Source organism: Methanocella sp. MCL-LM (assembly GCF_049676595.1).
GTDB lineage: Archaea > Halobacteriota > Methanocellia > Methanocellales > Methanocellaceae > Methanocella_A.
This window is the reverse complement of the sequence record NZ_CP187259.1, coordinates 900930-925211: the sequence shown is the minus strand read 5'-3', so window position 1 is coordinate 925211 and position 24282 is coordinate 900930. Positions and strand designations below refer to the sequence as shown.

27 protein-coding genes are annotated in these 24282 nt (G+C 56.8%); 18 read left to right on the top strand and 9 right to left on the bottom strand.

Translation table 11 applies throughout. From position 1 onward, the window contains the following. Positions 1–60: 60 nt before the first annotated feature. A complete protein-coding gene (locus ACPLPM_RS04625) occupies positions 61–651 on the top strand; it encodes an HdeD family acid-resistance protein (RefSeq protein WP_424359072.1) in 591 nt (196 codons plus the stop codon). A gap of 99 nt (positions 652–750) precedes the next feature. Here the strand turns inward: ACPLPM_RS04625 and ACPLPM_RS04620 are convergent, their stop codons facing one another. Further along, positions 751–1215 (bottom strand): protease inhibitor I42 family protein, encoded by a 465-nt coding sequence (locus tag ACPLPM_RS04620; RefSeq protein WP_424359071.1) that lies wholly within the window; start codon positions 1213–1215, stop codon positions 751–753. A 153-nt stretch (positions 1216–1368) separates the two neighbouring features. Between ACPLPM_RS04620 and ACPLPM_RS04615 the strand changes: the two genes are divergently transcribed. Continuing rightward, a complete protein-coding gene (locus tag ACPLPM_RS04615) occupies positions 1369–1569 on the top strand; it encodes a hypothetical protein (protein WP_424359070.1) in 201 nt (66 codons plus the stop codon). A 67-nt stretch (positions 1570–1636) separates the two neighbouring features. On the opposite strand, the gene ACPLPM_RS04610 is transcribed toward ACPLPM_RS04615, so the two are convergent. Next, on the bottom strand, positions 1637–3298 hold the full coding sequence (locus tag ACPLPM_RS04610) for a replication factor C large subunit (RefSeq protein ID WP_424359069.1): 1662 nt from the start codon (positions 3296–3298) through the stop codon (positions 1637–1639). Positions 3299–3353: 55 nt separating this feature from the next. On the opposite strand from ACPLPM_RS04610, the gene ACPLPM_RS04605 reads away from it, so the two are divergent. From ACPLPM_RS04605 to ACPLPM_RS04585, 5 genes are all read left to right on the top strand, one after another. Then, positions 3354–4331 carry a methanogenesis marker 2 protein gene (locus ACPLPM_RS04605; protein ID WP_424359068.1) on the top strand — a complete coding sequence of 326 codons (978 nt, stop codon included), beginning with the start codon at positions 3354–3356 and terminating at the stop codon, positions 4329–4331. After that, positions 4331–5344 (top strand): isocitrate/isopropylmalate dehydrogenase family protein, encoded by a 1014-nt coding sequence (locus tag ACPLPM_RS04600; protein ID WP_424359067.1) that lies wholly within the window; start codon positions 4331–4333, stop codon positions 5342–5344. Before ACPLPM_RS04605 ends, ACPLPM_RS04600 begins: the two co-directional genes overlap by 1 nt. A 231-nt stretch (positions 5345–5575) precedes the next feature. Beyond that, positions 5576–6175: a hypothetical protein gene (locus ACPLPM_RS04595; protein ID WP_424359066.1), complete on the top strand. Its 600-nt coding sequence runs from the start codon at positions 5576–5578 to the stop codon at positions 6173–6175. Positions 6176–6242: 67 nt separating this feature from the next. Then, entirely contained in the window at positions 6243–6872 is a 630-nt protein-coding gene (locus ACPLPM_RS04590; RefSeq protein ID WP_424359065.1) for a class I SAM-dependent DNA methyltransferase, read from the top strand. 73 nt (positions 6873–6945) lie between these two features. Then, the gene (locus ACPLPM_RS04585; RefSeq protein WP_424359064.1) at positions 6946–7611 is read left to right on the top strand and encodes an alpha/beta hydrolase; all 666 of its coding nucleotides are present in this window, start codon (positions 6946–6948) and stop codon (positions 7609–7611) included. A gap of 28 nt (positions 7612–7639) precedes the next feature. On the opposite strand, the gene ACPLPM_RS04580 is transcribed toward ACPLPM_RS04585, so the two are convergent. Continuing rightward, positions 7640–8029, bottom strand: coding sequence for a flavodoxin (locus tag ACPLPM_RS04580; protein WP_424359063.1), 390 nt, complete (start codon positions 8027–8029; stop codon positions 7640–7642). Next, a complete protein-coding gene (locus ACPLPM_RS04575; RefSeq protein WP_424359062.1) occupies positions 8001–8738 on the bottom strand; it encodes a TetR/AcrR family transcriptional regulator in 738 nt (245 codons plus the stop codon). Before ACPLPM_RS04575 ends, ACPLPM_RS04580 begins: the two co-directional genes overlap by 29 nt. A 206-nt stretch (positions 8739–8944) precedes the next feature. Here ACPLPM_RS04575 and ACPLPM_RS04570 point away from each other — a divergent pair, with 206 nt between their 5' ends. Both ACPLPM_RS04570 and ACPLPM_RS04565 read left to right on the top strand, forming a co-directional pair. Further along, complete coding sequence (locus ACPLPM_RS04570; protein ID WP_424359061.1) at positions 8945–10141, top strand: hypothetical protein; 1197 nt, start codon at positions 8945–8947, stop codon at positions 10139–10141. A 168-nt stretch (positions 10142–10309) separates the two neighbouring features. Then, positions 10310–11182 carry an MBL fold metallo-hydrolase gene (locus ACPLPM_RS04565; protein WP_424359060.1) on the top strand — a complete coding sequence of 291 codons (873 nt, stop codon included), beginning with the start codon at positions 10310–10312 and terminating at the stop codon, positions 11180–11182. 29 nt (positions 11183–11211) lie between these two features. Here ACPLPM_RS04565 and ACPLPM_RS04560 read toward each other — a convergent pair whose 3' ends face one another. Continuing rightward, positions 11212–12612 (bottom strand): LeuA family protein, encoded by a 1401-nt coding sequence (locus ACPLPM_RS04560; protein WP_424359059.1) that lies wholly within the window; start codon positions 12610–12612, stop codon positions 11212–11214. Between the two features lie 239 nt (positions 12613–12851). Then, positions 12852–13049, bottom strand: a complete 198-nt coding sequence (locus ACPLPM_RS04555; RefSeq protein ID WP_424359058.1) for a YwbE family protein — start codon at positions 13047–13049, stop codon at positions 12852–12854. A 138-nt stretch (positions 13050–13187) separates the two neighbouring features. Between ACPLPM_RS04555 and ACPLPM_RS04550 the strand changes: the two genes are divergently transcribed. After that, positions 13188–13526 (top strand): cupin domain-containing protein, encoded by a 339-nt coding sequence (locus ACPLPM_RS04550; protein ID WP_424360035.1) that lies wholly within the window; start codon positions 13188–13190, stop codon positions 13524–13526. Between the two features lie 30 nt (positions 13527–13556). On the opposite strand, the gene ACPLPM_RS04545 is transcribed toward ACPLPM_RS04550, so the two are convergent. Next, positions 13557–14339 (bottom strand): TrmB family transcriptional regulator, encoded by a 783-nt coding sequence (locus ACPLPM_RS04545; RefSeq protein ID WP_424359057.1) that lies wholly within the window; start codon positions 14337–14339, stop codon positions 13557–13559. A gap of 168 nt (positions 14340–14507) precedes the next feature. On the opposite strand from ACPLPM_RS04545, the gene ACPLPM_RS04540 reads away from it, so the two are divergent. From ACPLPM_RS04540 to rd, 4 genes are all read left to right on the top strand, one after another. Beyond that, the gene (locus tag ACPLPM_RS04540; RefSeq protein WP_424359056.1) at positions 14508–14666 is read left to right on the top strand and encodes a hypothetical protein; all 159 of its coding nucleotides are present in this window, start codon (positions 14508–14510) and stop codon (positions 14664–14666) included. Between the two features lie 20 nt (positions 14667–14686). Further along, complete coding sequence (locus ACPLPM_RS04535) at positions 14687–14908, top strand: cation transporter (protein WP_424359055.1); 222 nt, start codon at positions 14687–14689, stop codon at positions 14906–14908. Positions 14909–14914: 6 nt separating this feature from the next. Then, positions 14915–16858, top strand: coding sequence for a heavy metal translocating P-type ATPase (locus tag ACPLPM_RS04530; protein ID WP_424359054.1), 1944 nt, complete (start codon positions 14915–14917; stop codon positions 16856–16858). 72 nt (positions 16859–16930) lie between these two features. Further along, a complete protein-coding gene (gene rd, locus ACPLPM_RS04525; protein ID WP_424359053.1) occupies positions 16931–17095 on the top strand; it encodes a rubredoxin in 165 nt (54 codons plus the stop codon). Between the two features lie 461 nt (positions 17096–17556). Here rd and ACPLPM_RS04520 read toward each other — a convergent pair whose 3' ends face one another. After that, the gene (locus tag ACPLPM_RS04520) at positions 17557–17688 is read right to left on the bottom strand and encodes a hypothetical protein (RefSeq protein ID WP_424359052.1); all 132 of its coding nucleotides are present in this window, start codon (positions 17686–17688) and stop codon (positions 17557–17559) included. 199 nt (positions 17689–17887) lie between these two features. Further along, complete coding sequence (locus ACPLPM_RS04515) at positions 17888–18694, bottom strand: TrmB family transcriptional regulator (RefSeq protein ID WP_424359051.1); 807 nt, start codon at positions 18692–18694, stop codon at positions 17888–17890. 88 nt (positions 18695–18782) lie between these two features. On the opposite strand from ACPLPM_RS04515, the gene ACPLPM_RS04510 reads away from it, so the two are divergent. From ACPLPM_RS04510 to ACPLPM_RS04495, 4 genes are all read left to right on the top strand, one after another. Next, complete coding sequence (locus ACPLPM_RS04510) at positions 18783–18893, top strand: symporter small accessory protein (protein ID WP_424359050.1); 111 nt, start codon at positions 18783–18785, stop codon at positions 18891–18893. 1 nt (position 18894) lies between these two features. Continuing rightward, entirely contained in the window at positions 18895–20475 is a 1581-nt protein-coding gene (locus ACPLPM_RS04505; protein ID WP_424359049.1) for a sodium:solute symporter family protein, read from the top strand. 182 nt (positions 20476–20657) lie between these two features. Further along, the gene (locus ACPLPM_RS04500; RefSeq protein WP_424359048.1) at positions 20658–22274 is read left to right on the top strand and encodes an L-lactate permease; all 1617 of its coding nucleotides are present in this window, start codon (positions 20658–20660) and stop codon (positions 22272–22274) included. 303 nt (positions 22275–22577) lie between these two features. After that, the gene (locus ACPLPM_RS04495) at positions 22578–24206 is read left to right on the top strand and encodes an L-lactate permease (protein WP_424359047.1); all 1629 of its coding nucleotides are present in this window, start codon (positions 22578–22580) and stop codon (positions 24204–24206) included. Positions 24207–24282 lie beyond the last annotated feature (76 nt).

Below are 24282 nucleotides of genomic sequence, written 5' to 3'. Positions count from 1 at the left end.
TCCGCGTAAAGCGTTCGATATGCAGAATAATATTATAAAACTAGCTTAAGACCTCTAATTATGGCATTCATGTCTGATAATCCGGTAACAGGTGGTAACATTGATTACGGAACCTGGAATGTCGCGTGGTGGGACGTGCTGCTGCGAGGGTTGATCGCCATTGCCTTCGGGCTGGCGCTGTTTTTCTGGCCGGGCCTGTCTCTGGCAATCTTCGTCCTGCTATTCGCCGCTTTCTCGTTCATCGACGGAATTCTGATGCTGCTCCAGACGGTGACTATCAGAGACGGCTTATGGTGGGTGAGGCTGATACATGGCGTAATCGCCATACTGGCTGCCATTGTTGCTGTGGTATGGCCGGGCCTGACACTGATATTGTTCGCGTACCTGATCGGCTTTTACTGGGCATTCACCGGCATCCTGCAGATCGTCGTGGGCTTCGGGGCCCGCAAGGCTATCAGGGGAGAGATGCTCCTTATAGCGGCGGGAGTGATCATGGCGATTGTAGGCGCCGTTATGCTGATCCGCCCGGTACAGGGCATCGTAGCGCTGGCGCAGGTGATCGGCATCTTCAACATAGCCCTGGGGGTCCTGCTGGCGGTCCTGGCAGTCAAACTGAAGTTAGTAGAAAACAAGGCTCCCGCTGTAGCTTAAAATAGGCATATGCACAATGGACAGGCCGGCCAGGCCCATGTGAGGTTGCTAAGCCCGGCCAGGCCCTCCCACTTCTCGGTTTTAGGTCTTTCGGATGCTTTAGGGATCTATATTATCGCTCACGACGATGGTGAGGGTGAACACCTCTTCGCTGCCGGTCAGGTTCTCACACTGCCGGTGAAGGGTGGCCTTAAAGTGCTGCTCGCCGGCCCACGAAGCCTTCAGCAGAAACTCACGCGTGCCAGGTGCCCCGATCACGGTGATGTCGGAGGGAATAAATGTACTCTCCAGCAGGTCGATGCCCTGGGTGGAAGTCGGATCCCACGTATACCCGGTGCTGCCGCCATTTTCGGGCAGGCTGATGATGAATTCGGAACTGAGTGGTAAGTACACGGTAGAGTTGTTACAGGCGAGGTCGTAGATCGGTAATGGTATGGTTGGGTTATCTTCTATGCCTGACACTACTGTCGAGGGCTGGATAGCAAACCCTGCTGCCACCCCGCAGCAAAAGGCCGCCAGTGAGAAGACTGCGACTATAGCGAGGATCTTTATGTTTGACATCATCGAATCTCCAGGATGCCAGGTTGATAGTAGCCCGGCATACAGGGATAAGTCTTGCAGCCGGCCGTATAAAGAATCTCTGGGAATCGTCGAACTTCCCGTGCCCTTCCTCTGTGCAAAACGTTTATTGCCCCGGAAGCCCTTTTTGAGTTCGGTATGGAAAACCTGAAACTCAGAAGGATACTGGTCGCAATCGGCATCGGGATAATCTTAGTCGTTTCTATCCTGCTGGCCTACGGTATCTTTACCAGAAACAACACTTACATTATGATCAGCATTGCAGGCGTCGTAGTCGCTTACCTGATCTCCAGGTACGTCACGAGGCTGCAGAAACAAAGCCGGCTCGGTAAAAAATAGGCCGGAGAGTTCTGGCATCGCTAATGCCGTTGTCGACCCGGAGCACGCGTTTGATCTTACAAGAAATTTAAAAGTCGAAAAGCGTCCGCTGCTTTTTACTACCTTTATCCTCGGCGGCAGGGGGCTTCTCCGGCTCTGGCCCCGGGGATTCCTGTGGTGCCGGAACATCGGCGGGTTTTGGAGCATCGGTAGCGGCCGGCATCGCAGCTGTTACGGGCTCTTCAGCAGGTTCTCCCGGCTCGCCGTCGATCGGCGTGCCCCCGTCCCGAGCCTTGCGGCCTTTCCGCTTTTGCTTGACGGGCTCAGTGAAAGTGTCGAGCTTCGCCGACTTCTCCGAGGGAGGCTTCTCCTCTTCCCCCTCTGCCCGGAACAGGGACTCTCTCGGCTCCCCTCCCTCAGGCTTGCCCGGGCCTTTGCTAAACCGGGCAAACAGGTCGATCTCTTCCTCGATCTCTTCCTCGATCAGGGCTCTCGATTTCTTGTATATTTCCGAAACCTTCTTGGAAGCCTTCTTAGCATCGAGCAGGAAAGCGATTTCGTCTTCCTCGAGCTTCAGCTGGGCGGATAATTTGATGGCATACTCGTCCTTATCGAACAGGTACTGGATTAGCGGTAGATAAGACGAGCGCGCCTCGGCCTTCGACGAGTGGCAGGCTTTGCCGACCTTCGCCGCTATCGAGTCCCGTAGGGTGCGGGCGGATTTCGTCCGGCCCAGCTTCTGCCAGTACGTTGGCGGGCTGTACCTCGAGAAGCCTCCGTAGTGCCGGCGCCGGGCCCGGTTGACGCCGCAGACCATCATGAACCCGGCATACCGCCACATACCGTAGTCCTGCCGCCTCCGGGTCCTGCCCAGGTACATGTCGGCCTTAGAGAGAGCGTCGAAACCCCGCTCGAGGTCGTCGTCCTGGTACTCCCGGGGCAGGTTCTCGTCCACCCAGCCGATCAGGTCTTCGGGGTTCTCGTCCAGCCCATACGTAGCGTTCAGCGCCTCTCGCATGTTCTTGCCCCGGAAAATCATGCCCATGACCTTGAAGATCGTCTCGGGCACATCCCGGTCGGCGGTGGATACGTCGGCCACCGTGACCTGGCCGCTGCCCTGGGCAGCCGCTTGCAGATCATTGATGGCCGAGCGGAGATCATTGGTACGCTCAGCGATCTTCATCAGGGCTTCCGGATCGCAGTCAAGGCCCTCTTTAGCGCAGACCTTCCGCAGGACTTTGGCGACTGAAGTGCTCAGAATAGCCCTGAACTGGACCTGGAGAGCGGATTCCCTGAGCGGCTTGGACATGGCGTACATGTCGTTGGCAATGAGAATGACGGGCTGGCTGGCGTGCTTGATGACGTTGATGATTGCAGATTCTCCACCCCTGTCGGCATTGCCGTGCAGGTTGTCCGCCTCGTCCAGAATTACCAGACGTCGCCCGCCGGTGCCCTCGAAGGTACCAGCCGTAGCCGCCGGGCCGGCGATGCGGTTGATCGCGTCTTTGGTGCGGACATCTGAAGCGTTCAGCTCGATGTAATCCCAGCCCATGTCGTGGGCCAGCGCCAGCGCGGCCGAGGTCTTTCCCACCCCGGGACCGCCATAGAGTATGACCGCTTTCTTGCCGGTGCCGAAGGTCTCCGCCCACTGCCTGAGGGCTTTTACGGCAGCGTCGTTGCCCACGATATCGGCGAGGCTGACAGGCCGGTACTTTTCGGTCCAGTCCATAGTGTCGATGTCCGCAGTCATCGAACCCTATTTCTACCCGTAAGTAAATTAATATTTGGATGGTATATTACCCTTGATGAAACTGGAGTCACTGGCAGAATCGCTGCGGGACTATCTCGGCGCCACCCGTAAGCATTCTATTAAAAACATCGTCAACATCTTCGACGAGAAGGGAACCAACCCTTCCTTCGGTGAGGACGCCGCCATCATCGAAATGGGCGATGAGGCGCTGCTGCTCGCGGCCGATGGTATCTGGGACCGGCTGATGAGGGCCGACCCTGAATGGTCGGGCTACTGTGCGATTTTGGTCAACGTCCACGACATCGCGGCGATGGGCGGCAGAGCGCTGGGGATGGTTGACATATTTTCTTCCAGCTCTCCGGAACTTTCCGAGAAAGTCCTCAAGGGCATGAAGGCAGGGGTAGAGAAGCTGGGCGTCCCCATAGTGGGCGGGCACATCCACCCTGATACACCTTATACAGCTGTCGACGTGGCCATCCTGGGCCGGGTCAAGAAGGACAGCATCATTTACAGCAGCAAAGCAAAGCCGGGCGATGACGTAGTGCTGGGTATCGATCTGGACGGAAGGGTTCATCCCTCCTGCGATATGAACTGGGACTCCACCTTCCTGAAGGAAGCCTCGATCGTCAGGCACCAGATCAACTCGATGGTCGAGCTTGGCGAGACACATCTCCTGACCGCTGGCAAAGACGTGAGCAACCCCGGCATTCTCGGGACGCTGGGCATGATCCTTGAGGTTTCCGGCGTGGGCGCTGAAGTAGAGCTGGACACGATACCGAAGCCGGCCTCCCTGGAGTGGGACCGGTGGCTGAAGATGTACCCGGGTATGGGGTTCATCGTAACCTGCAAGCCGGAGAACACCGCTAGAGTGATCGAAGTCTTCGGCAACCACAAACTTAATGCGTCCCGGATTGGTAAGATACTGCCGGGCGCCCACCTCGACATCGTCAGAGGTGGGGAGCGAGCCACAGTCTTCGATTTCACGAAGCACAACATCACCGGGCTCCGGCCCGTCAAAGGGTGCAACCAGTAATGTCCAAGAAAGTAGCAGTCCTCAACGGCGACGGCGTAGGCCCGGAGCTCTCCAGCTCGGCCATCAAGGTCATGAAGGCCGCCGGCGCAAACGTAGAGTTTATCGAATGTCAGGGCGGAGCCGAGTGGTGGCAGGCCAACGGCGGCAACACGCTCATCCCCGACCAGTCCTGGAAGATCATGGATGAGGCCGATGCGATTTTTAAGGGCCCGACCACGACCCCCGGCGGCATTGGCTCTCCCAAGAGCGTGGCCGTCTCCATCAGGCAGAGGTACGACCTGTACGCCAACGTCAGGCCCATCAAGAGCTATAAGGGCACACCGTCCCCGCTGGGCGAAGTAGACTTCGTCTGCGTGAGGGAGGGCACCGAAGGCCTGTACGTCGGCGAAGAGATCCAGATCACCGACGACGTCGTCATCGCCATCAGGAAGATCACCAGGCCGGCCTGCAGGCGCATCGCGAAGTACGCCTTCGAGGAAGCGCAACGCAGGGGCTGGAAGGCAGTTGTGGCGATTCACAAGAGCAACATCCTCAAGAAGACCGACGGCACCTTCCTGCAGGAATGCGAAAAAGTCAAGCACGACTTCCCGGGCATTGAACTGGAAGAATACCACATCGACAACGTGGCCCAGCAGCTCATCAAAAACCCGCTGATCTTCAACCAGAAGGTCCTGCTCTCGACCAACCTGTTCATGGACGTCCTGAGCGAAGAGTGCTCTGCCCTGGTCGGCAGCATCGGCTTAATCTACAGCGCTAACATCGGCGATAAGAAGGCCATGTTCGAGCCCGCCCACGGCAGCGCCCCGAAGTACAAGGGCATGGACAAGACCAACCCGGTCGCGACGATTCTGGCTGGCGCCTGGATGCTCGACTACCTTGGCGAGAAGCAGGCAGCCCAGAAGATCTTCAAGGCCACCGAAAAGGTCATCGCCGAAGGCAAGAAGGTCACCTACGACCTCGGCGGCAGCGCGAAGACCAGCGAGATGGCGGCTGAAATAATTAAGAATCTCTAAGGCTGGAGCTTTCAGCTCCGGCATTTTTTTAGATACAGGGTAACAAAGCCCCTCACAAGCGTTACAAAGCAAAAGTAGCCCATCAAAAATAAGGGCCAAACTAATGATAGTTTCCGACATAGGCACATCCAAATTAACTTAAGCAAACCCAAAACAGATCCCGGTAAATAATCTGAGTGAAGGAAATGATGTCGCTGCTTACCGGAGAACTATAACACCCGGACGGGCGACGTGCTGAAAAAGTGGCCAAAGCGCGTACCGAAAAGTAGAGGAGATCAGGATAATCTGGTCAGCCTGCCGGTCAGCGGTACATTTTTCTCGATAAGCACTGATATTATTAACGTGCAATTAGGTAAGACTTGTGCAGCTCTCAGTGTATTCACAATCGTGGTAGCATTGGCTGGCTGCGTTTGCCTGGGCCCGCTAAACTACCCAAAGCACTGGTACAATGCCAGTTTTGATCCTGCCCCAGACAACACGATCAATATCAGGGTAATGGCCTTGGGAGATTCTCCAATAAAGATCGTTGAAGAGCACTCGGATCAGATCAGCATTGCTATTTGCTATTATATCCCTGCGAAGTTCGATCATCACCTAAGCGGAGACAACCTAGAAATCGTAGCTTCTGCTATGTATGATAATGACTGGACACAGGGTGTCGGGGCTGATGTTTATATCTATTTGCCAAAAAATGGCAACTATACTTTAAACATATACAATATGGCTGCGGATAATAGCAGCGTATACAGGAAGAACAGCCAGATCACGGTCGAATACGCAGGGAACGTCACAGTCTGGGTAAACGACTACGAGCATCTCCCGCCGTTTTAGCCGAAGCCCGATGTCGGGCCGGCGCCTGAGATTAACTATTTAGTCTGCATGGGCCCTACATCAGTATATGTCACCGGATGCTGCCGAACTTCACGGAAGCTGTGCCCCCCAGTACGACGATCTCTGCCAGGCTATGGAATGCCACGCCCAGGACGTCCTGTTCGGCCTGTGCTTCGAGTACCTGAGCCCGGGGCAAAAGCTGCTCGATCTCGGCATCGGCACCGGTTTGAGCGCCGCCCTTTTCCATAAAGCCGGGCTGGAAGTCTACGGTGCGGACTTTTCTCCAGACATGCTCCGGGAATGCGAGAAGAAGGGCCTCGCCAGAGAGCTGAAGGTCTGCGATATAGGCAGCGGTGACTGGCCGTACGAGGCCGGGCAATTTCACCACGTCACAGCCTGCGGGTTATTCCACTTCATCGGAGACCTTGACCGAGTATTCTCTGAAGCCCGGCGAGTCATGGTACCCGGCGGGACGTTCAGCCTCACCGTGAAGAGCGTCGAGGGCGGAAAGGAAGTGTATGTCGACCCAGGGTCGGGAATCGCAGTATACTGCCACGATCAGGCATATATTGAAGAGCTGGCCGGAAAGTATGGATTTACGCCTTTGAAAAGGCTGGCGTTTTACATGTACGACGACCTGGATAAAAAGAAACGATCGCTTTTTGCCGCTTATGTCGTAAAAGCTCTGGCACCCTGAAATCTCAGGTTATAGGACAGGTTTTTGTTCTATGGCCGCCTGATAGAGACTATCTTCTCGATAGTGATATTTTATGGAAGTTCAGCGAAAGGTCATCCACGGGAACGGGTACCAGATCCCGGCCATTTTCATGATGCCGTACAGCGCTACTGCAGCAGTCATCATCGTCCACGGCTACGGCGGCTGTAAAGAGGAACAGCTCGGGCTGGCATGGCGGATAGCAGAGCTGGGGCTGGCTACCTGCACCATCGACCTTCCCGGCCATGGCGAGCACCCGCAGATGCTGACGGGCCGGGCGATGGAAGAGGTTGAAGCAGTGGTGGAGTTTTGCAGGGCTTACGGCAAGGTCGCCGTAGTCGGCCACTCCCTCGGGGGCAGGCTCGCCCTCCTGAGCAGCGCAGACCTGGCCATCGCCATATCGCCGGCCTTCTGCAAAACCTACACCCAGCAGACCCACGACAGCATGAAAAAGCGTAGCTTCCGGGTTAGAGCAGCTTCTCCGGAGACGATCTTCGAGATATGCGAGGCCCTGCCCTTGTGGGAGCAGAGCGACCGGCCGACGGCCATCATCTACGGTTCCAGGGACATACCCGAGATAGTCAAAGCCTGTGAGGAGCAGAAGGCAAAAGGCGTGCCAGTGGTATGCATCGATAAGGCCGCCCACAACGACACCTACCTGCTCGAGGCCACGTTCGAGGAGATCGGCAGACAGCTGACCAAAATCGCTTCGGAGTTTTAGCGCTCTTAGGAAAAAGTGGCCGGGAACTTCACTGCCCAGCAACTCTGGCCGCGAACTGCCTGGCCTTCTCGAGGTCGCTCTCATCGGGCCTTCCCTTGTTGAAGCCGCCTATCAATACCAGCGGCCCGAAGGTGTCCCAGCCGAGGCAGTTGAACTCGTCGACGATCCTGAAGCCCTTTTCCTCGAGCTTCGCTCTCAGTGCTTTGTGGTCCTTAAAGTTCTCGTTGGCGCCGCCGGAAGTCGAGAAGATGAACGCGTTCTTATCCATCTTCGGCAGACCATCGGCCAACTTCAGTAAGTTCTTGTGGTGCTTGCCCATGTAGATGCCAGAGCCGAAGCCGATCAGGTCGTATTCGGCCAGTTTACTGGCGTCGACTTCTCCAGCTTTCTTAACTTCGGCCTTGAGAGGGCCGGCCATGCTGTCGGCTACCTTTTTGGTATTGCCGTGATGTACAGATTCGCAGATAATTAGTGTCTTCATGATTTTTTCCTCCTGGTCTTGGTAAAATTAGAGATTTCAGCATCAGGTCGAGGGAATACTCGACGAAGTCCGGGTGAGAGATGCCCTGGCCTTCCATTGTCGTGCAGACTGATGGCGTATGGTTGACGACGCTCTGAGTGGACAGCATCAGGAACCACGTGGTCATCACAGGATCGATATCCGGCCTAAGGCTTCCGTCGGAGGCACCTTCGAGGATGCAAGAACACATGATCCCGAAGTTCTCCCGGCCGATAGCTTCGACCGCCTCCACGTGCTCGTCCCTCACGGAGAAACGGGGAGTCTGGGCATACAGGAACATTTTATAGTACTCTGGATACTGCTGAGAAAAAGCGTAGAATGCTCTTCCCACGGAGAGCAGTTTTTCTGCGCCAGAATCACCCTTGCTAACGGCGTCCCGGAACATGTCGTTCATGATCCTGGCGCCCCTCAGGACGACTGCGTAGTACAGCGCTTCCTTGTTCCTGAAGTACAGGTAGAGCGTGCCGCTGGCCAGCTCGGCTTCCCTGGCCACGTCTTCCACGGAGACGCCGTCGAAGCCTTTCTGGATGAAGAGCTTCTCGGCGACATCGATGATCTCTGTGCGTCGGCGCTCTTTCTCCCGCTCTTTCCTATCCGCTATCGACATATGAATACACCACATTTAATGACACATTGTCATTTTGTGAGTATACTTCATCGATAGTACTTAAAGCTATTGTTATCCAGGAATAAGAATCGGGTAGTGTAGCGATCGTAGTCCATCACGGGAGCAGTTCTGGCCACATTTTCAGGGCGCAGTTATAACAGCAGCGATGCGATAGATGATTATCGGGGATCAATATCACCTATCGCTTGATTGCAGGGATTGCGCTCGCTTGTGCCGTCATAGCCGCTATCCTGGGCATCTTTCCGGCTTCGTTGCAGGCCCGGCCTGCGGATAGCCCGCCCCAGATGGCGTGGAGCAAGGTATACGACTGGGGCTATTATGATTATGGCAGCTCTGTTATCCAGACCCGGGATAGCGGCTTTGCTGTTACGGGAGGCATCAGCCCGGCCTATAAGGGCGACAGGAACGCGTTCCTGCTCAAGACGGATGGAAACGGCAACCAGCTGTGGAAAAAGTCCTATGGGGGAGACCGTTTTGACTACGGCTATTCTGTGATAGAGCCGGCCGACGGGGGATACACTATAGCAGGCACGACTGAGTCTTACGGCAACGGCAGTGGCGACGTATACCTCGTCCGCACGGATCCTGCAGGGAACCCGCTCTGGGAAAAGACGTTTGGGGGGCCCGGTTACGACGAAGGCCGGGCACTGCTGCAGACGGCCGATGGCGGGTACCTCATCGCAGGCATGACCGAGTCGTTCGGCAACGGCAGCAGCGATGTCTACCTGATCAAGACTAATGCCCGGGGCGACATGGAATGGGACAGGGCTTACGGAGGGCCCTTTAATGACCTCGCCCTTTCGATCCAGCCAGTAAGTGACGGGGGGTACATCATTGCGGGCAGCTACGGAGCTACGGCCAACAGTAGTACCGCTTATCTGCTCAAGATCGATGCGGGCGGCCACTGGCAGTGGGACCAGAAGCTCAGCGGGTATACCGATAGCGTAGCATACTTTGCAAGGCAGACCGCAGATAGCGGATTCATAGCTGCCGGCTATGACAACCTGCGGTCAGGCTCGAGCAAAGTCTGCCTGTATAAGCTCGACGCCGAAGGCGATCTCCAGTGGCAAAAAGCGATAGCAGTGAACAAGGCGCAGAAAGGCTACAACGTCTACCAGACAGCGAAAGGGGGCTACCTCATCGCAGGTATGGCAGAAGTTACTGATAAAACTGACCAGAGCATGCGCTACGAAAGCCTGCTGATCAAAACCGATCCTGCCGGCGAGGTTGAGTGGCAGCAAACATACGGGGCCGACAGAGCCGTGTTCACGAGGGCAGGGGCCATCACAGGTGACGGGGATCTGGTCATCGTGGGCTCGATCGGCAGTCCCGGCGACGTGGAGACATGGGACGTATATCTCGCCAAGTTCACCGGGATATAAGCGGAGTTCAGAGCACCGGTTTTGCAGTGCCAGGGCGAAGCTGATCAAAATACGGAGAAACCCTATCAGCCGGGCCGGCGAATTTTTGCCGGTGCCAGAGATCGACGTGCTACGATGCCGGAAAATAGGGCGACAGAGCTCGGCTCTACAGGCGCCGGAGGTTATACTATGGCCAGACAACACACTCTGAATTTGACAGGAAGTGTCAGAGCCACGGACGAGCCCGGCTCGATCTTTTTCGTGGGGACGGCGACGACGATCATCAAGAATAACGGCTTCACCATTCTCACCGACCCGAACTTCGTCCACGCAGGAAACCACGTCCATCTGGGGTACGGGCTAACTACTGAAAGGCAGACAAACCCGGCGATCGATATCGACCGGCTGCCGCAGATCGATTTCTGTATCCTGTCCCACATGCATGGCGATCACTGGGATGACGTAGCCACGGAAAAGTTACGCAAGAACCTTCCGGTCGTCACCACCCGGGAAGCAGCAGGCGTGCTCAAGGATAAAGGCTTCACCAGCCTTCACCCGCTGGACACATGGGATCAGATCACTGTTAATAAAGGTGGAGAGTGGATACGAGTCACCTCCCTGCCTGGCAAGCATGGTCCTCCCATTCTGGATATCGCGCTGCCGGAAGTGATGGGCAGCATGCTGGAATGGGGTAAAGGCACCGCCATCTCGAGCCCGAGAATCTACCTTTCCGGGGATACGCTGGTATTCGACGACCTGAAGGAGATACCGAAGCGGTACCACGATATCGACCTTGCCCTGTTTCACCTCGGCGGGACCCGGATCCTGGGCATTCTCGTGACGATGGACGCAGAGCAGGGCATCGAGGCCATCCGGATCGTCAAGCCTGCACACTCCGTACCCATCCACTACAACGACTATGACGTGTTCAAGTCGCCGCTGGAAGATTTCCGGAAGGCGGTGAAAGAAGCGGGGCTGGAATCGAGGGTAACTTACCTGAAGCACGGGGATACGTTCACGTTCGACCGGCTGCCGCGCAGGGAAGTGCCGCTGAGCCCGTGACAAGGCTAAAAAAGTACAGAGCGCCGGGATTATTTTTTCTTCCCGGTCGCCTTCTTCGCTATCTTGAATTTCTGGCCGTGCTCGATGTTGATCGACGCAGGGCTCACAGCAGGCATCAGCTCGGCCGGAATCCGGGGAGCGCTGACTGCCTTTTTCCTGGTTGCCGGGACTTCCTGCTCCTCGTGCTCGACTTCGCCGTCCACCTGGAACACGAAGTACTTGCGCACGAAGTCGTGGAGTTCCTCGTCAGAGACCGAGGAGCGTCTGTCCTCGGCGTCGTACATCTTCTGGATGTCCTTGTGGATGCACTTGATCCGGGGGTCGTGCTTGTCTACCTGGGCCTTGATGCCGAGCAGCTCTGACAGGGCTTCCTCGACCTTGAGGCGGATGACCTCGGTGCCCGAGGTGTCTCCGATCATCAGGTTCCTCTTGCCGCCGACCAGCTCGGGCGGGAAGGGCTCGTACGTAAAGGGATTCTTGATGATGCCCGCGGTGTGGATGCCGGACTCGTGGGAGAAGATGTTCTTGCCCACGATGGCCTTGTTTCTCGGGACGCGCAGGCCGATCTCCTGCTCCATGTACTCTGCGAACTCGGTGACCTTGTGCAGGTTGTACTTGTCGAAGCCCTCGACCCGGGTGATCAGGAAGGCCATAATCTTCTCCAGCTCTGTGTTGCCGGCGCGCTCGCCGATGCCGAGGAAGGTCAGGCTGGCCCAGTCCGCGCCGTACCAGAGGCCGGAGAGGGTGTTGCCGATGCCGAGGCCGAAGTCGTCGTGGACGTGCATCTCGATGTGCTTCACGCCCATGTCCTTGAACCTCTTGACCACTGCGGGGATGCCATAGGGCTCCTCGTAGCCGGGGAAGGGGATGCCGTAGCCCAGGGTGTCGCAGATTCTGATGATAGTGTCCGGGTCGATGTCGATGAGCTTCTGGACAAAGGGATAGACGAAGTCGTAGTTAGCCCTGGAAGTGTCCTCGATGTGGCACCGGGTCTTGAGGCCGTGATCGACCGCGTACTGAAGCGCCTTCAGGTACTTCTGCTCCGCCTCTTCGTAGCTCTTCAGGCCCATCTTGTCGAAGACGTGAGAGTCGGACACCGACATCAGGATACCGGTTTCCTTAATGCCGTCGACCTTGAGCACCTCGTCGATGTCTGCCGGGTTTGCCCTGGCCCAGCCGGTGACCTCCGGGAACTCGTAGCCGTAGTCCATCATACTCTTACAAGCGTCCTTGTCACGGTCGTTGTACACGAACGTCTCGAGCTTTTCCACGCCCATGTCGTGGAGGTACTCGAAGATCTTGAGCTTGTGGGACTTCTTCATCACAACGCCGGGCATCTGACATCCGTCACGAATCGTGGTGTCGCTGATCTTGATGTCCGCCGCGTGGGGCAGCCGGATTTTGGGCATATCTTCGTACGTTCTCATCATCGGAAGGTCACCTACCGTAGAATTCACGGTTACATACTATGTCCTAGTTTAAAAGATTTATGTATGCAATGGGGCAGGTTTTATCAATATAATTCTATTAAGGCTGAAAAGAACGGATATTGTAAGCCAGCACGCGATAAAATCCGCTTATTTTTGATTATACAGTGCCATCGAGCGGCATCTTAAATAAAAGCATGAAAACACGGAGATTTTTAGATTACAGGCAGTAATCAATGAGATTACTCGATAATAGCCTGCACTCTGCCCACTCTCCCATCTCTCAGCCGGACCTTTATTCCATGAGGATGGGTAGGAGAATTAGTGAGGATTGCTGCGACTATGCCCCGGGTCAGCTTCCCGGTCGGCTGGTCCTGCTTGAGCACGATGTCCACGGTTGCGCCCATCTTGACGTCTCTGCGAAGTTTTCCGTCGGCCATGGCAGACAAGTATGACTGCTGCACGATAAAAGCCTGCCGACTCCCGGTAGACATAATGCTACCCCGGATAACCCCCTGGAAGTGACACAACTTATTAAAGGCTTCCTGCCAGAGTGCCATATTAGTGATACTATGGCGATTAAGGCAACTGAAGTGAAGGATGTCATGTCTGGCAAGAATCCCCACAACGTAGACGCCCGGGTAATCTACGATACGGAGCACGCGATGGTCGTACATATCACCCTCAAGCCCGGAGAATCGCTCCGCAGGCACATCACGCCGGTAGACGTGGCTTTCTACGTCCTGGAAGGGAAAGGTACGGTGGAGATCGGCCAGGACAGGCTGGAAGCCGGTCCCGACATGATCATCGAGAGCCCGGCCAGAGTGCCGCACCGGTGGATCAACGACGGTCCCGGAGTCTTCAGAGTGCTTGTGATGAAGGTCCCGAAGCCGAAAGAGAGCACGGTAATACTCTGAGTCCCGGGCTCGCACCGGCGGGCCGGGCCCTCACTTGCGGGCGGCCTCAGCCGCCTCCCACATCATATTGAAGTTGCTCAGCATGTACGAGGAGATGTCCCGGTTCGGCGTCCAGATAGCCACGGCATTCCGGGCGTCAGGCACGTCGTCTTCCACCCTCGAGAACATGATCATTATCTCGCGGCCGTCGATCACTACAAACTTGATGAACGGCGTCCGGAAGAGCCTGAGATCGCTGTCTGTCCGGGAAAAAGCCTCGACAGTGGCGATGTCGCCCTCGGCCGTGGCGATGGTCGGGCGGGTGATGATGCGGACGTTCACGCCCCGCTTTCTCGCGCTCGCCAGGTACTTCTTCACCCTCGTGATCTCATCTTTCGTGTACAGAGCGCCCAGCATGCAGACGTCGTGCCTGGCCCTCGATGCCATATCCTCTATCCGGGGCACGATGTTATCCATGCCCCGGATGAGCTTCACGTTAGGCGCCTCCCGGTCGACCTGCCGGTCGTAGACTGAGGACAGTTCTGCAGACGCGTACTCGATCTCCGCATTCAGCGCCTTGCGGCGCTCTTCGATGGCCTCCTTCGGATACACGGGCTTATAGGTCAGCGGCCTGCTCCGCTCTACCCTGGCCCACCCGCTTTCCTCGAGGCGCTTCAGAGTCTCGTAGATCTTGGACCTTGGCACGTCAGCCTCCTTCGCGATGGCGGCAGGAGAGGCGTGCCCCAATGCCACCAGCGCCCCATAGGCTTTCGCCCCATAGTAGGTCAGCCCCATGTGCTGGAGGGTGGCTACCACTTTCTCGTCAGGCATCATAAAAGATACTTGTATCATTTCACCCTCTTAAAGTTACACCATTCTTATGTGTAGCCGGGATAATTCTCTGATCAGGTAATATCCCGGGGATCTGCGGGCCCGGGCAGAGATCGATAGAATAGTTGGAGTTAAATAGCCGTATTAAGAAACATATTCAGGAGTGATACTATGAGCTACAAGTGCCTGTGCGGACTGAACATGAAAGACCTGGAGATGGCAGAACCGACGAAGGGCCCCAGCTTCCGCAAAGTCATCTGCGAGAAATGCCAGAAGGAGTTTTTCACAGACATCGAAGGCAAGACGATGTGCTTCGAGTGCGAGAAATAGCTATAGGCAAGGTGCGAAAGATGGAGCAAAAAGTAATCATGCAGCTCGAAAACCTGAGCTGCCCTGACTGCGCGATGAAGATCGGCATGGTGCTCAAAAACAGCAAGGGCGTCTCGAACGCCGAGGTACTGTACACTTCCAGCAAGGTGAAGGTCGTCTACGACCCTGAGGTTACGAAAGTCGAGAACATCGTGAAGCTGATCGAGAGCATCGGCTACGGCGTGAAGGACATCAAGCAGTAGATCGATATGAGCCTCGCTGACGACCTGAGAAAATTTTCCCGGAAGAACGGTAAGCTGATTGTGACCGTGGTTTCCGGCACGTTACTCGTGGCCGCGTTTGCTGCCGGGAAGCTGCAATACGAGCAGTTAAGCACCGCCCTGTGGATACTGGCTGCGATCATCGGCGGCTTCGGCATCGCGAGGAGCGCCGTTATTCAGCTTAGGTATAAAGTCCTCGGCATCCAGGCACTGGTGACCATCGCCTCCATCGGCGCCATACTCATCGGCGAGTACTGGGAGGCGGCCGTAGTCGTGTTCCTGTTCACCTTCGGGGGCTACCTTGAGGCGCTGACGCTGGACCGGACCAGGAATGCGCTCCGGTCGCTCATGAGCCTGGCTCCCACCACCGCAGCGGTCAGGCGTGATGGCCAGATCGTTACCGTCGACCCTCAGGAGGTAAAGCCCGGCGAGGTAGTCGTCGTCAAGCCCGGCGAGAAGATACCGGTGGACGGCACGGTCGTTAAGGGCGAGGCCCAGGTCAACCAGGCGTCCATCACAGGCGAGTCAGTACCCGTGAGCAAAGGCCCTGGAGAGCAGGTCTTCAGCGGCACTGTCAACGAGGTAGGCTTAATCGAGATCGAGACGAAGCGGGCGGGCGAGGACACCACCCTCGCCAGGATCATCTCGCTGGTAGAGGAAGCGCAGGAACAGCGGGCCCCGACCCAGCAGCTGATCGAGAGATTCTCCAAGTACTATACCCCGGCGATCATAGTGCTGGCCATAGGCGTATTTCTCCTGACCAGAGACCCGCTCGTAGCGCTGACGCTGCTGGTCATCTCCTGCCCCGGCGCCCTGGTCATATCGACGCCTATTGCGGTAGTCTCGGGCATCGGGAACGCGGCGGGGCGGGGAGTGCTCATAAAAGGTGGCGCCCACCTGGAACGGGCAGGCCGCATAAACGTCGTGGCCATGGACAAAACAGGCACGCTGACGAAGGGCGAGCTGGAAGTGGTGAACGTCCGGGCGTTCAAGGGCATGGCCGACGAGGCGATCTTAAAGGCGGCAGTGGCGGAGAAGATGTCCGAGCACCACCTGGGCAGGGCGGTGCTGAAGAAAGTACCACCCGCAGTGGCCATTCCCGACCCCGAGGATTTCAAAGTGTTGCCCGGCAGGGGAGTGATCGCCAGGCACGGAGGCCGAAACCTTACCGTGGGCAACAGGCGGCTGCTGGCGGAAACCGGCTTCGATCTGTCGCCGGGTGCAGAGGCGTACGTCCGGGAGGAAGAAGAGAAAGGAAGCACGGCAGTGTTCCTGATCGAAGACGGCGAGCTACTGGCAGTGATTTCCTTATCCGACACAGTAAGGGAGGAAGCGAAAGACCTGATCGCCCGGCTGAAGAGTGTCGGCATACAAAAGGTAGTCATGCTGACAGGGGACAACGAACGGACCGCCCGCGCCATCGCAGGCCGCCTGGGCATCGACGAGTACATGGCAGAGCTGCTGCCCGAAAACAAGGTTGAAGCAATAAAAGAGCTAAAGAAATTCGGAGTCGTAGCCATGGTGGGCGACGGGATCAACGATGCCCCGGCCATGGCAGCGGCCGACATCGGCATCGCCATGGGCGCCGCCGGCACCGACGTGGCCATCGAGACGGCTGACATCGCCCTTATGTCAGATCGCCTCGACCGGATCGCGTATACGATTGGGCTCAGCCGGAAGACGCTGGGCATCATCATGCAGAACACGGCCTTCTCCCTGCTGGTCGTCCTCCTGCTCGTGGCGGGCGTGCTGTTCAAAGTGGTCGTGCTCGCCTCGGGCATGTTCATCCACGAGGCCAGCATCTTCATCGTCATCCTCAACGGCATGCGGCTGCTCCGGTACGGCGGCGTCCCGGGCCAAAAGGCCGGCGGGAAAGAGGAGAAGAAGAAAAAGGGCGGCCTTCCAGACCGGAAACTTCCGGAGGCTGCCTGATATAGAAGAGTTAGTAAGAAATTATTAGACATCATAGCCTTAAGATAAATGGAATACGGGAGTTGATTTACTATGGATAAATGGAAATGCATACCCTGCGGTTACGTTTACGATCCCGAGAAAGGCGACCCGGATGGTGGTATTGCTCCCGGTACGGCATTCGAGGACATTCCCGACGACTGGATGTGCCCGGTATGCAATGTACCTAAGGATATGTTCGAGAAGGTAACCGGCTGAGCCCGGGCTTAAAAAATATTTGCAAACCAATGCCTGGCGCCATACCAACACGCGCCAGCGCACCTTTTTAGTTTACACTTGACGGTGCCCGGCCGGGTGGTGACGGCAGATACCGGGCCATAATGGTAGCTGGCAGGCTGCAGTGGTTCAGGGAGCACAACTCTACGTCAAGGCCTCTCTTGGTAGAGGAAAATGCCGGGACACTGATCTAACGCCAGGACACCAGGACGCCATGGAAAAATGGGATATTCGGGTAGAGGCTATGAAAAATTGTTGGTCCGGGAGGTGTTGAGAGGTCGGCGAGGAGGCTGGAGAGGTGCCGGGAGTTTAGAGAGGACTTTTCAAGCTGGGAGGTCAGGGAGGTCAGGAGGTCTGAGAGGGAGGTTATGTGAGGCACCCGGAGGTCCGAGAGAATTTTGTTGGTGATCACATTCGAACTATCCGGGGCTGTCAGGTACCGTTTACACGAAGTACACGAAGTACCCGAAGTACCCGAAGTCATACTTTAAGATCGGCTTGCAGTCAGCCCTTTTATCGTACTTTGAGTACTTCGTGTACCTTGTGTACTTCGTGTAAATGGTACGGGCGCTCATCCGAAAAGTGCAGAATAGTACCCTGTTATCCTCTCTGACCTTTCCACACTCCCCGACCTTCTCTCTGACCTCTGACCCTCTCTAACCTCCCAGCTTGAAATCCTCCCCGGCCTCCCGGGAACTCCCCGACCTCCAGGAGTTTTTCATCTGCGTAACTTGAAAAACCGGTTTTCCGCCCGCGAGGCATAAGAAAAGGAGATTACTCTTCTTGCTTTTCGGGATACGCCGCAGTGTTCTTCCACGTGTTGTCGAACAGCGTCTTCATCATCCGGCCCAGCTCGGGCTGGTTGATCCAGATGCCGGTCTCTTTGCCCGTAGACTTGAAGTCGTCCTCGGGGTACTCGGCGAACAGCACCTCTTTGCCGTCTACGAGCACGAACCTGATGGGGGGCAGCGTGTCGATCCGCCGGAGCTCCACCAGCCGGGAGAGCTTCTGGGCGATGTCCTCCACGTCCGGGGTGACGGGGGCGACGAACCGGACGGCGATATCCTTTCTCCGGAACTGCGAGGCCACGTCGCTGAAGTACTTGTAGAAGCGGACGATGCCGTGGGAGGTGGTCATGATCTCCACGTCGTGCTCGCACCGCAGGAACATCTCGTCGACCAGTTTGTAGACGTTCTGCCGGCCGTAGTAGAGCATCACAATCGAGCTGTTCTCCGTCGGTATCGCTTCCTTCGGCTTGACCTCCGATAAAAGCTGGTCCCGGGCAGTGCGGAGGGAGGTGAACTGCTTCTCCTTCTCCTCGATGAGCAGATCCAGCCCTTCGTCCAGCGATACGGCCCGGTAGAGGTTGACGGCCTCGGGTATTACCGTGACGAGCCCGCGCATCTGGAGCGTCTTCAGTACAGAATAAGTGTGCGGCCTCGGAAGGCCGGAGTAGCGGGATACTTTGCTCGCTTCCTGAGCGCCTTTCACCAGCAGGGTCAGGTAGACCTTGGCCTCGTATTCTGTCATCCCGAACATGCCGAGCTTTGACAGCGTTTTCTCATCGAAGTGCTGCTCCATATGGATACGTACAATCAAGTTATACTGGTATATATAGATTTTATTCCGACCTCCTATTATCGGATTATCAATCACCGGAGGGCAACGAATGTTTGGGATTAACGATCCCTGGATCTTACTAGGGTATGGTGCGACACTGCTATTCGCGCTCGCATGTGTACTGTACGGCCTGTTAAACTGGAACAAGGGAGGAGACTGAGATGGCAGTTTCTATGACGTTATTCGGAGCTATCGCTGCTATCTATGTGGTCATCCTGCTGGGTCTGGGCTATCTGGCCTACCGGAAGACGAGGCAGGCCGAAGATTACCTTGTTGCCGGCAGAAATGTGCACCCGGCGCTCATCGCCCTTTCTTACGGCGCCACTTTCATCAGCACGTCGGCGATCATAGGATTCGGAGGAGTGGCAGCCAAGCTAGGCATGGGCCTGATCTGGCTGACGGCGCTGAACATAGGCATCGGCATACTGCTGGCCTTCGTCGTATTTGGCAAGAAGACCCGGGAGATCGGGAGCAAGCTGAAAGCAGTCACCTTCCCGGACCTGATGGGGAAAAGGTTTAACTCGGCCTTCCTGCAGTACGCGAGCGGTTTCATCATCATCGTCGGCATGCCGTTATACACGTCTGCAGTACTGATCGGCGGGGCACAGTTCGTCACTACGACGTTCAGCGTCGATTACAGCATGGCATTGCTGGCGTTTGCCGCCATCACTGCGCTATACGTCATTTTCGGCGGGCTGCTGGCGGTCATATACACCGATGCATTCCAGGGGACAGTGATGCTTGTGGGCATGACTGCGCTGCTAGTATTCCTGTACGCCTCGCTCGGCGGAGTAGGTTCGGCTCACCAGGCTCTGACCGATATGGCGAGTATGGTACCTGCCGGCGTAGCGGCACAAGGGCACAACGGCTGGACAGTGATGCCAGACCTCGGCTCGCCCATCTGGTACTCGCTGGTCACGACCATCATCCTCGGCGTAGGCATCGGCGTGCTCGCCCAGCCGCAGCTGGTAGTGCGCTTCATGACAGCGAAAAATGATCAGGCGCTGAACAGGGCAGTTCCCATGGGCGGCATCTTCATCCTCATGATGACCGGAGTGGCGTTCACAGTAGGCGCGCTAATCAACGTGTACTTCTTCAAGAACGGAGGAAAGACCGCGTTCGACATGGCGATCAACGGTAACTTCGATACGATCATACCGGTCTTTATCAATGCGGCGACACCGGAGTGGTTTATCGTGATCTTCATGCTCACGCTCCTGTCCGCGGCCATGTCGACCCTGAGCGCCCTGTTCCACACGATGGGCACTGCAGTAGGGAACGACATCTGGAGGCACACGAAGAATTTCAAGCCTTCGATCACCCGCACCCGCATCGGCGTAGGAATCATGATCCTGGTCAGCGTAGTACTGGCGTTCCTGATGCCGGGCAACATCATCGCCCGGGCTACTGCCATGTTCATGGGGCTCTGCGCAGCTGCGTTCCTGCCAGCGTTCGCCCACGGCATCTTTAGCAGGAAACCGTCGAAGAACGCAGCGATAATAAGTCTCGTAACAGGGTCGGTTGTATGGTTCATGTATACAGCCTTCGTACATGTTGCCGAGTCTGAGCCGCTTGGACTATGCATGATGCTCTTTGGCCAGAAGGCCTTGTTCGGGGCACCGTGGACCCTCATCGACCCCCTGATCTTCGCGCTGCCGGCGTCGTTCATAGCGCTTGTAACGGTGCTTGCGGTAGAAAAGGTAGCCCAGAAAGAGGAGCGGTCCGAAAAGGCTGCCGCTTAAACACCCGAGATACGTCTGCAGGCAATGGCGCCCTCGTGACAGACATTGCCTAATCGCCTGCAGACGCCTCGATCAGGTTACATCCATAGTCTTAGCTACGGGTCAGTACGTACAATCCTGTGTCACTTGTTTATATAGCGGTTTTGTATCGAACATTAAAACAGAAATAACGGGTAGTACCTATGGATATAGCTGGTCTGATAGTATCTTTGCTTCCCCTGATCGTAGTGTTCCTGGGGATCGTGTGGCTAAAGAAATCCGGTTCAGTAATGGTCATCGTGGCGCTAGCCCTGACGGCCTTCCTGGCGTGGTGGTACTTCCACACCGGCCTCGACGTGATCTTCGGCGGCATCGTCATGGGCATCCTGAAGTCCTTCGGCATCGCCATCGCCATTGTATTCGCCATGTTCATGGTCTTCCTCATGCAGATCACCGGCGCGCTCAACCGCATATCCGACGCCATCCACCGGATAGCCGGCACAAAAGAGGAAAAAGCCCTGTTCGTCGGCATGGGCTTCGGGTCCTTCGTCACCGCGCTGGGCCTCGTCACTCCGACGCTGTTCCCGCCTCTGCTAGTAGCCATGGGCTTCACCCCGCTGGCGGCCATCGCGATCGCCTGCCTGGGCTACGACCCGCTGTGTTCGTTCGCGCTGCTGTCCCTGCCGATCACCCTGCCGGCCAGCACCGTGGCAGGAATGGGCATACCCATCACCGAGCACTCGTTCGCCATGAACATCTCGATCTTCCTCCCGGTGGTCAGCGTCCTCTTCGCCTTCGCCATCCTGATAGTGGTGGGCGGACTAGAGGCTGTGAAGCGGTCCTGGGTACCTGCGCTCCTGTCGGGCCTGGTGATCTCCCTTTCGGCGCTCGGCATGGTGTACACAAACATCGTGCCGCTGTCTGTCGTAGGCGTAGTGGCCGGGGGCCTGTCGATGGTCACTCTGTATACATATAGTAAAATCCGCAGCCACCTGTTGAAGGACACTCCTGTCGCCACAGTGGCGGCAGATGGTGGAACCACGAGCGCTCCGGCCCCGAAGATGTCCCTCCTGAGGGCGCTGTCCCCCTGGCTCATCCTGATCCTGCTGGTCGGCATCGTCAGCGTGCCCCAGATCTCGACCGTCCTCAAAGCCGCACCCGGCAACCTCGAAGTCATCACCGCCTTCGCCAACCAGAAGGTCGACCTCGACTTCCTCTCCCAGGCATACACCTGGATCCTGGTCGCCTCCATCCTCGGCATCTTCACGATGGGAGCTACGAAAGAGCAGGTATCCAAAGCCCTGGATACTACGGTGAGACGGTTTCTGGGCCCGTTCCTGGCGTACAGCCTGTTCTTCTCCATCGCCTACATCATGTTCTACTCCGGCGGCTCGGTCATCGCGGGCAAGTTTACTCCGGGAGTGCTGGAGGCGAACATGGACGGCATCATCGGAGTAGCCCTGGCCGCAGCCTTCGGCTCGTACTACGGCCTGGTCGCCCCTATCCCCGGCTTCATCGGCTCGGTGATCGGCGGCAGCGAGACGTCCTCCAACGTCATGTTTGCCAAGATCCAGAATGTGGCCGTGACCAACACGATCGGCGCCGACAAGTTCGCCCTCGCCTTCGGCTCGATGGCCGTCGCGGGCGGCATCGCCAGCGCCATCACGCCCTCGAAGATCCACAACGCCTGCGCTACCCTGGGAGAAGGCGGCAAGACCGAGAGCGAGGTCATGAAAGTCAACGCCGGTGTGGCCATCGTCCTGACCGCGGTGACCTGCGTCATGACCTTCCTGTTCCTGGCGATAGGGATCGGGTTCTGATCATAAAGCTGCCATACACGCCTCGCCACCTCCCGGCGAGGCCAATCCTCTTTTAACTAAAGTTGTAGATGCGCTTGCGGACGAAGACGAACGCTGCGCTGTGCATACCAGATTGCACAGCGCAGCGTTCGTGTACGAATCGCCTTCCAGAACGCCTGCGAATGCAGGCGTTCAAAAGGCGAACAATAAAGCACAGCAATCTATTTATATTCAATGTGCAACTATACACATGTAAGTACAACTATGTACAAGTTATATACATAGTGGTACCATACCGAACATGAAGGATTTCAGGTTTTATCTATGGACATAGCAGGCTTGATAATATCGTTGCTCCCCCTGATCGTCGTCTTCCTGGGGATCGTGCTATTCAAGAAGTCGGGCTCGGTAATGGTCATCGTGGCTCTGGCGCTGACCGCCTTCCTGGCGTGGTGGTACTTCCACACCGGCCTGGACATCATCTACGGCGGCATCCTGATGGGCATCCTCAAGTCCCTGGGCATCGGCATCACGGTGGTCTTTGCTATGTTCATGGTGTTCCTGATGCAGGTCACCGGGGCGCTGAACCGCATCTCGGACGCCATCCATAACGTGGCCGGCAATAAGGAAGAGAAAGCGCTGTTCGTCGGCATGGGCTTCGGGTCCTTCGTCACCGCGCTGGGCCTCGTCACACCGGCGCTGTTCCCGCCCCTGCTGGTAGCCATGGGCTTCACCCCGCTGGCGGCCATCGCGATCGCCTGCCTGGGCTACGACCCGCTGTGTTCGTTCGCGCTGCTGTCCCTGCCGATCACCCTGCCGGCCAGCGCCGCAGCCGGAATGGGGATACCCATCACCGAGCACTCGTTCGCCATGAACATCTCGATCTACCTCCCCGTGATTAGCGTCCTCTTCGCTTTCGCCATCCTCTGGGTGGTAGGTGGCATGGGGGCCATAAAACGGTCCTGGTTGCCCGCCCTCCTGTCGGGCCTGGTCATCTCCCTGACAGCTTTGATTCTGGTCTACACCCAGATCGTGCCCCTGTCGATCGTGGGAGTGATCGCAGGTACTGCATCCATGGTCTCGCTGTACATCTACCACAAGGCCTGCCAGTACTTGAGGAAAGCAGAAGCCGTGCAGCTAGAGGCTCCACAACAGCCCGCTTTAGCGGACGGTGGAGTCAAGGCCTCAGGGATATCCCTGGCCAGGGCACTCTCCCCGTGGGTCATCCTGATCCTCCTCGTCGGCATCGTCAGCGTCCCGCAGATAGCTGGCATCCTCAAGGGTGTTCCCGGGAACCTGGAGGTCATCACGGCTTTCGCCAACCAGAAGGTCGACCTGGACTTCCTCTCCCAGGCATACACCTGGATTCTGGTAGCGTCCATCATAGGTATCTTCACCATGGGAGCCAGCAAAGTCCAGGTCTCGCAGGCGCTGGACTTGACAGTGAAGCGCTTCTTCAGCCCGTTCCTGACGTACACCATGTTCTTCTGCATCGCCTACATCATGTACTACTCCGGCGGCTCCGTCATAGCTGACAAGTTCGTCCCCACGAGCGTGCTGGAGGCGAACATGGATGGCATCATCGGAGTTGCGCTGGCCGCAGCCTTCGGCGCCTACTACGGCCTCGTCGCCCCGATCCCGGGCTTCATCGGCTGCGTGATAGGCGGCAGCGAAACCTCGTCCAACATCATGTTCGCCAAGATCCAGAACGTCGCGGTCAGCCAGACCATCGGCTCCGAGAAGTTCGCCCTCGCCTTCGGCTCTCTCGCAGTAGCCGGCGGTATCGCCAGCGCCATTACACCCTCGAAGATCTACAATGCCTGCGCTGTTCTGGGGGAGAGCAGCAAGACCGAGAGCGAGGTCATGAAGATCAACATCTGGGTAGCCCTCGGACTGACGGCTGTGACCTGCGTCATGACCTTCCTGTTCCTGGCGATAGGGATCGGGTTCTGATCATAAAGCTGCCATACACGCCTCGCCACCTCCAGGCGAGGCCAGCCCAATTTTTAAAGATAGTTGCTAATGATCT

What these genes read in the sequence shown, in the direction of transcription:
- ACPLPM_RS04625 (WP_424359072.1), top strand. Translation starts at nt 61, where the DNA reads ATGGCATTCATGTCTGATAATCCGGTAACAGGTGGTAACATTGATTAC.
- ACPLPM_RS04620 (WP_424359071.1), bottom strand. Translation starts at nt 1,215, where the DNA reads ATGATGTCAAACATAAAGATCCTCGCTATAGTCGCAGTCTTCTCACTG.
- ACPLPM_RS04615 (WP_424359070.1), top strand. Translation starts at nt 1,369, where the DNA reads ATGGAAAACCTGAAACTCAGAAGGATACTGGTCGCAATCGGCATCGGG.
- ACPLPM_RS04610 (WP_424359069.1), bottom strand. Translation starts at nt 3,298, where the DNA reads ATGACTGCGGACATCGACACTATGGACTGGACCGAAAAGTACCGGCCT.
- ACPLPM_RS04605 (WP_424359068.1), top strand. Translation starts at nt 3,354, where the DNA reads ATGAAACTGGAGTCACTGGCAGAATCGCTGCGGGACTATCTCGGCGCC.
- ACPLPM_RS04600 (WP_424359067.1), top strand. Translation starts at nt 4,331, where the DNA reads ATGTCCAAGAAAGTAGCAGTCCTCAACGGCGACGGCGTAGGCCCGGAG.
- ACPLPM_RS04590 (WP_424359065.1), top strand. Translation starts at nt 6,243, where the DNA reads ATGTCACCGGATGCTGCCGAACTTCACGGAAGCTGTGCCCCCCAGTAC.
- ACPLPM_RS04585 (WP_424359064.1), top strand. Translation starts at nt 6,946, where the DNA reads ATGGAAGTTCAGCGAAAGGTCATCCACGGGAACGGGTACCAGATCCCG.
- ACPLPM_RS04580 (WP_424359063.1), bottom strand. Translation starts at nt 8,029, where the DNA reads ATGGCCGGCCCTCTCAAGGCCGAAGTTAAGAAAGCTGGAGAAGTCGAC.
- ACPLPM_RS04575 (WP_424359062.1), bottom strand. Translation starts at nt 8,738, where the DNA reads ATGTCGATAGCGGATAGGAAAGAGCGGGAGAAAGAGCGCCGACGCACA.
- ACPLPM_RS04565 (WP_424359060.1), top strand. Translation starts at nt 10,310, where the DNA reads ATGGCCAGACAACACACTCTGAATTTGACAGGAAGTGTCAGAGCCACG.
- ACPLPM_RS04560 (WP_424359059.1), bottom strand. Translation starts at nt 12,612, where the DNA reads ATGATGAGAACGTACGAAGATATGCCCAAAATCCGGCTGCCCCACGCG.
- ACPLPM_RS04555 (WP_424359058.1), bottom strand. Translation starts at nt 13,049, where the DNA reads ATGGCCGACGGAAAACTTCGCAGAGACGTCAAGATGGGCGCAACCGTG.
- ACPLPM_RS04545 (WP_424359057.1), bottom strand. Translation starts at nt 14,339, where the DNA reads ATGATGCCTGACGAGAAAGTGGTAGCCACCCTCCAGCACATGGGGCTG.
- ACPLPM_RS04540 (WP_424359056.1), top strand. Translation starts at nt 14,508, where the DNA reads ATGAGCTACAAGTGCCTGTGCGGACTGAACATGAAAGACCTGGAGATG.
- ACPLPM_RS04535 (WP_424359055.1), top strand. Translation starts at nt 14,687, where the DNA reads ATGGAGCAAAAAGTAATCATGCAGCTCGAAAACCTGAGCTGCCCTGAC.
- ACPLPM_RS04530 (WP_424359054.1), top strand. Translation starts at nt 14,915, where the DNA reads ATGAGCCTCGCTGACGACCTGAGAAAATTTTCCCGGAAGAACGGTAAG.
- rd (WP_424359053.1), top strand. Translation starts at nt 16,931, where the DNA reads ATGGATAAATGGAAATGCATACCCTGCGGTTACGTTTACGATCCCGAG.
- ACPLPM_RS04520 (WP_424359052.1), bottom strand. Translation starts at nt 17,688, where the DNA reads ATGAGCGCCCGTACCATTTACACGAAGTACACAAGGTACACGAAGTAC.
- ACPLPM_RS04515 (WP_424359051.1), bottom strand. Translation starts at nt 18,694, where the DNA reads ATGGAGCAGCACTTCGATGAGAAAACGCTGTCAAAGCTCGGCATGTTC.
- ACPLPM_RS04510 (WP_424359050.1), top strand. Translation starts at nt 18,783, where the DNA reads ATGTTTGGGATTAACGATCCCTGGATCTTACTAGGGTATGGTGCGACA.
- ACPLPM_RS04505 (WP_424359049.1), top strand. Translation starts at nt 18,895, where the DNA reads ATGGCAGTTTCTATGACGTTATTCGGAGCTATCGCTGCTATCTATGTG.
- ACPLPM_RS04500 (WP_424359048.1), top strand. Translation starts at nt 20,658, where the DNA reads ATGGATATAGCTGGTCTGATAGTATCTTTGCTTCCCCTGATCGTAGTG.
- ACPLPM_RS04495 (WP_424359047.1), top strand. Translation starts at nt 22,578, where the DNA reads ATGGACATAGCAGGCTTGATAATATCGTTGCTCCCCCTGATCGTCGTC.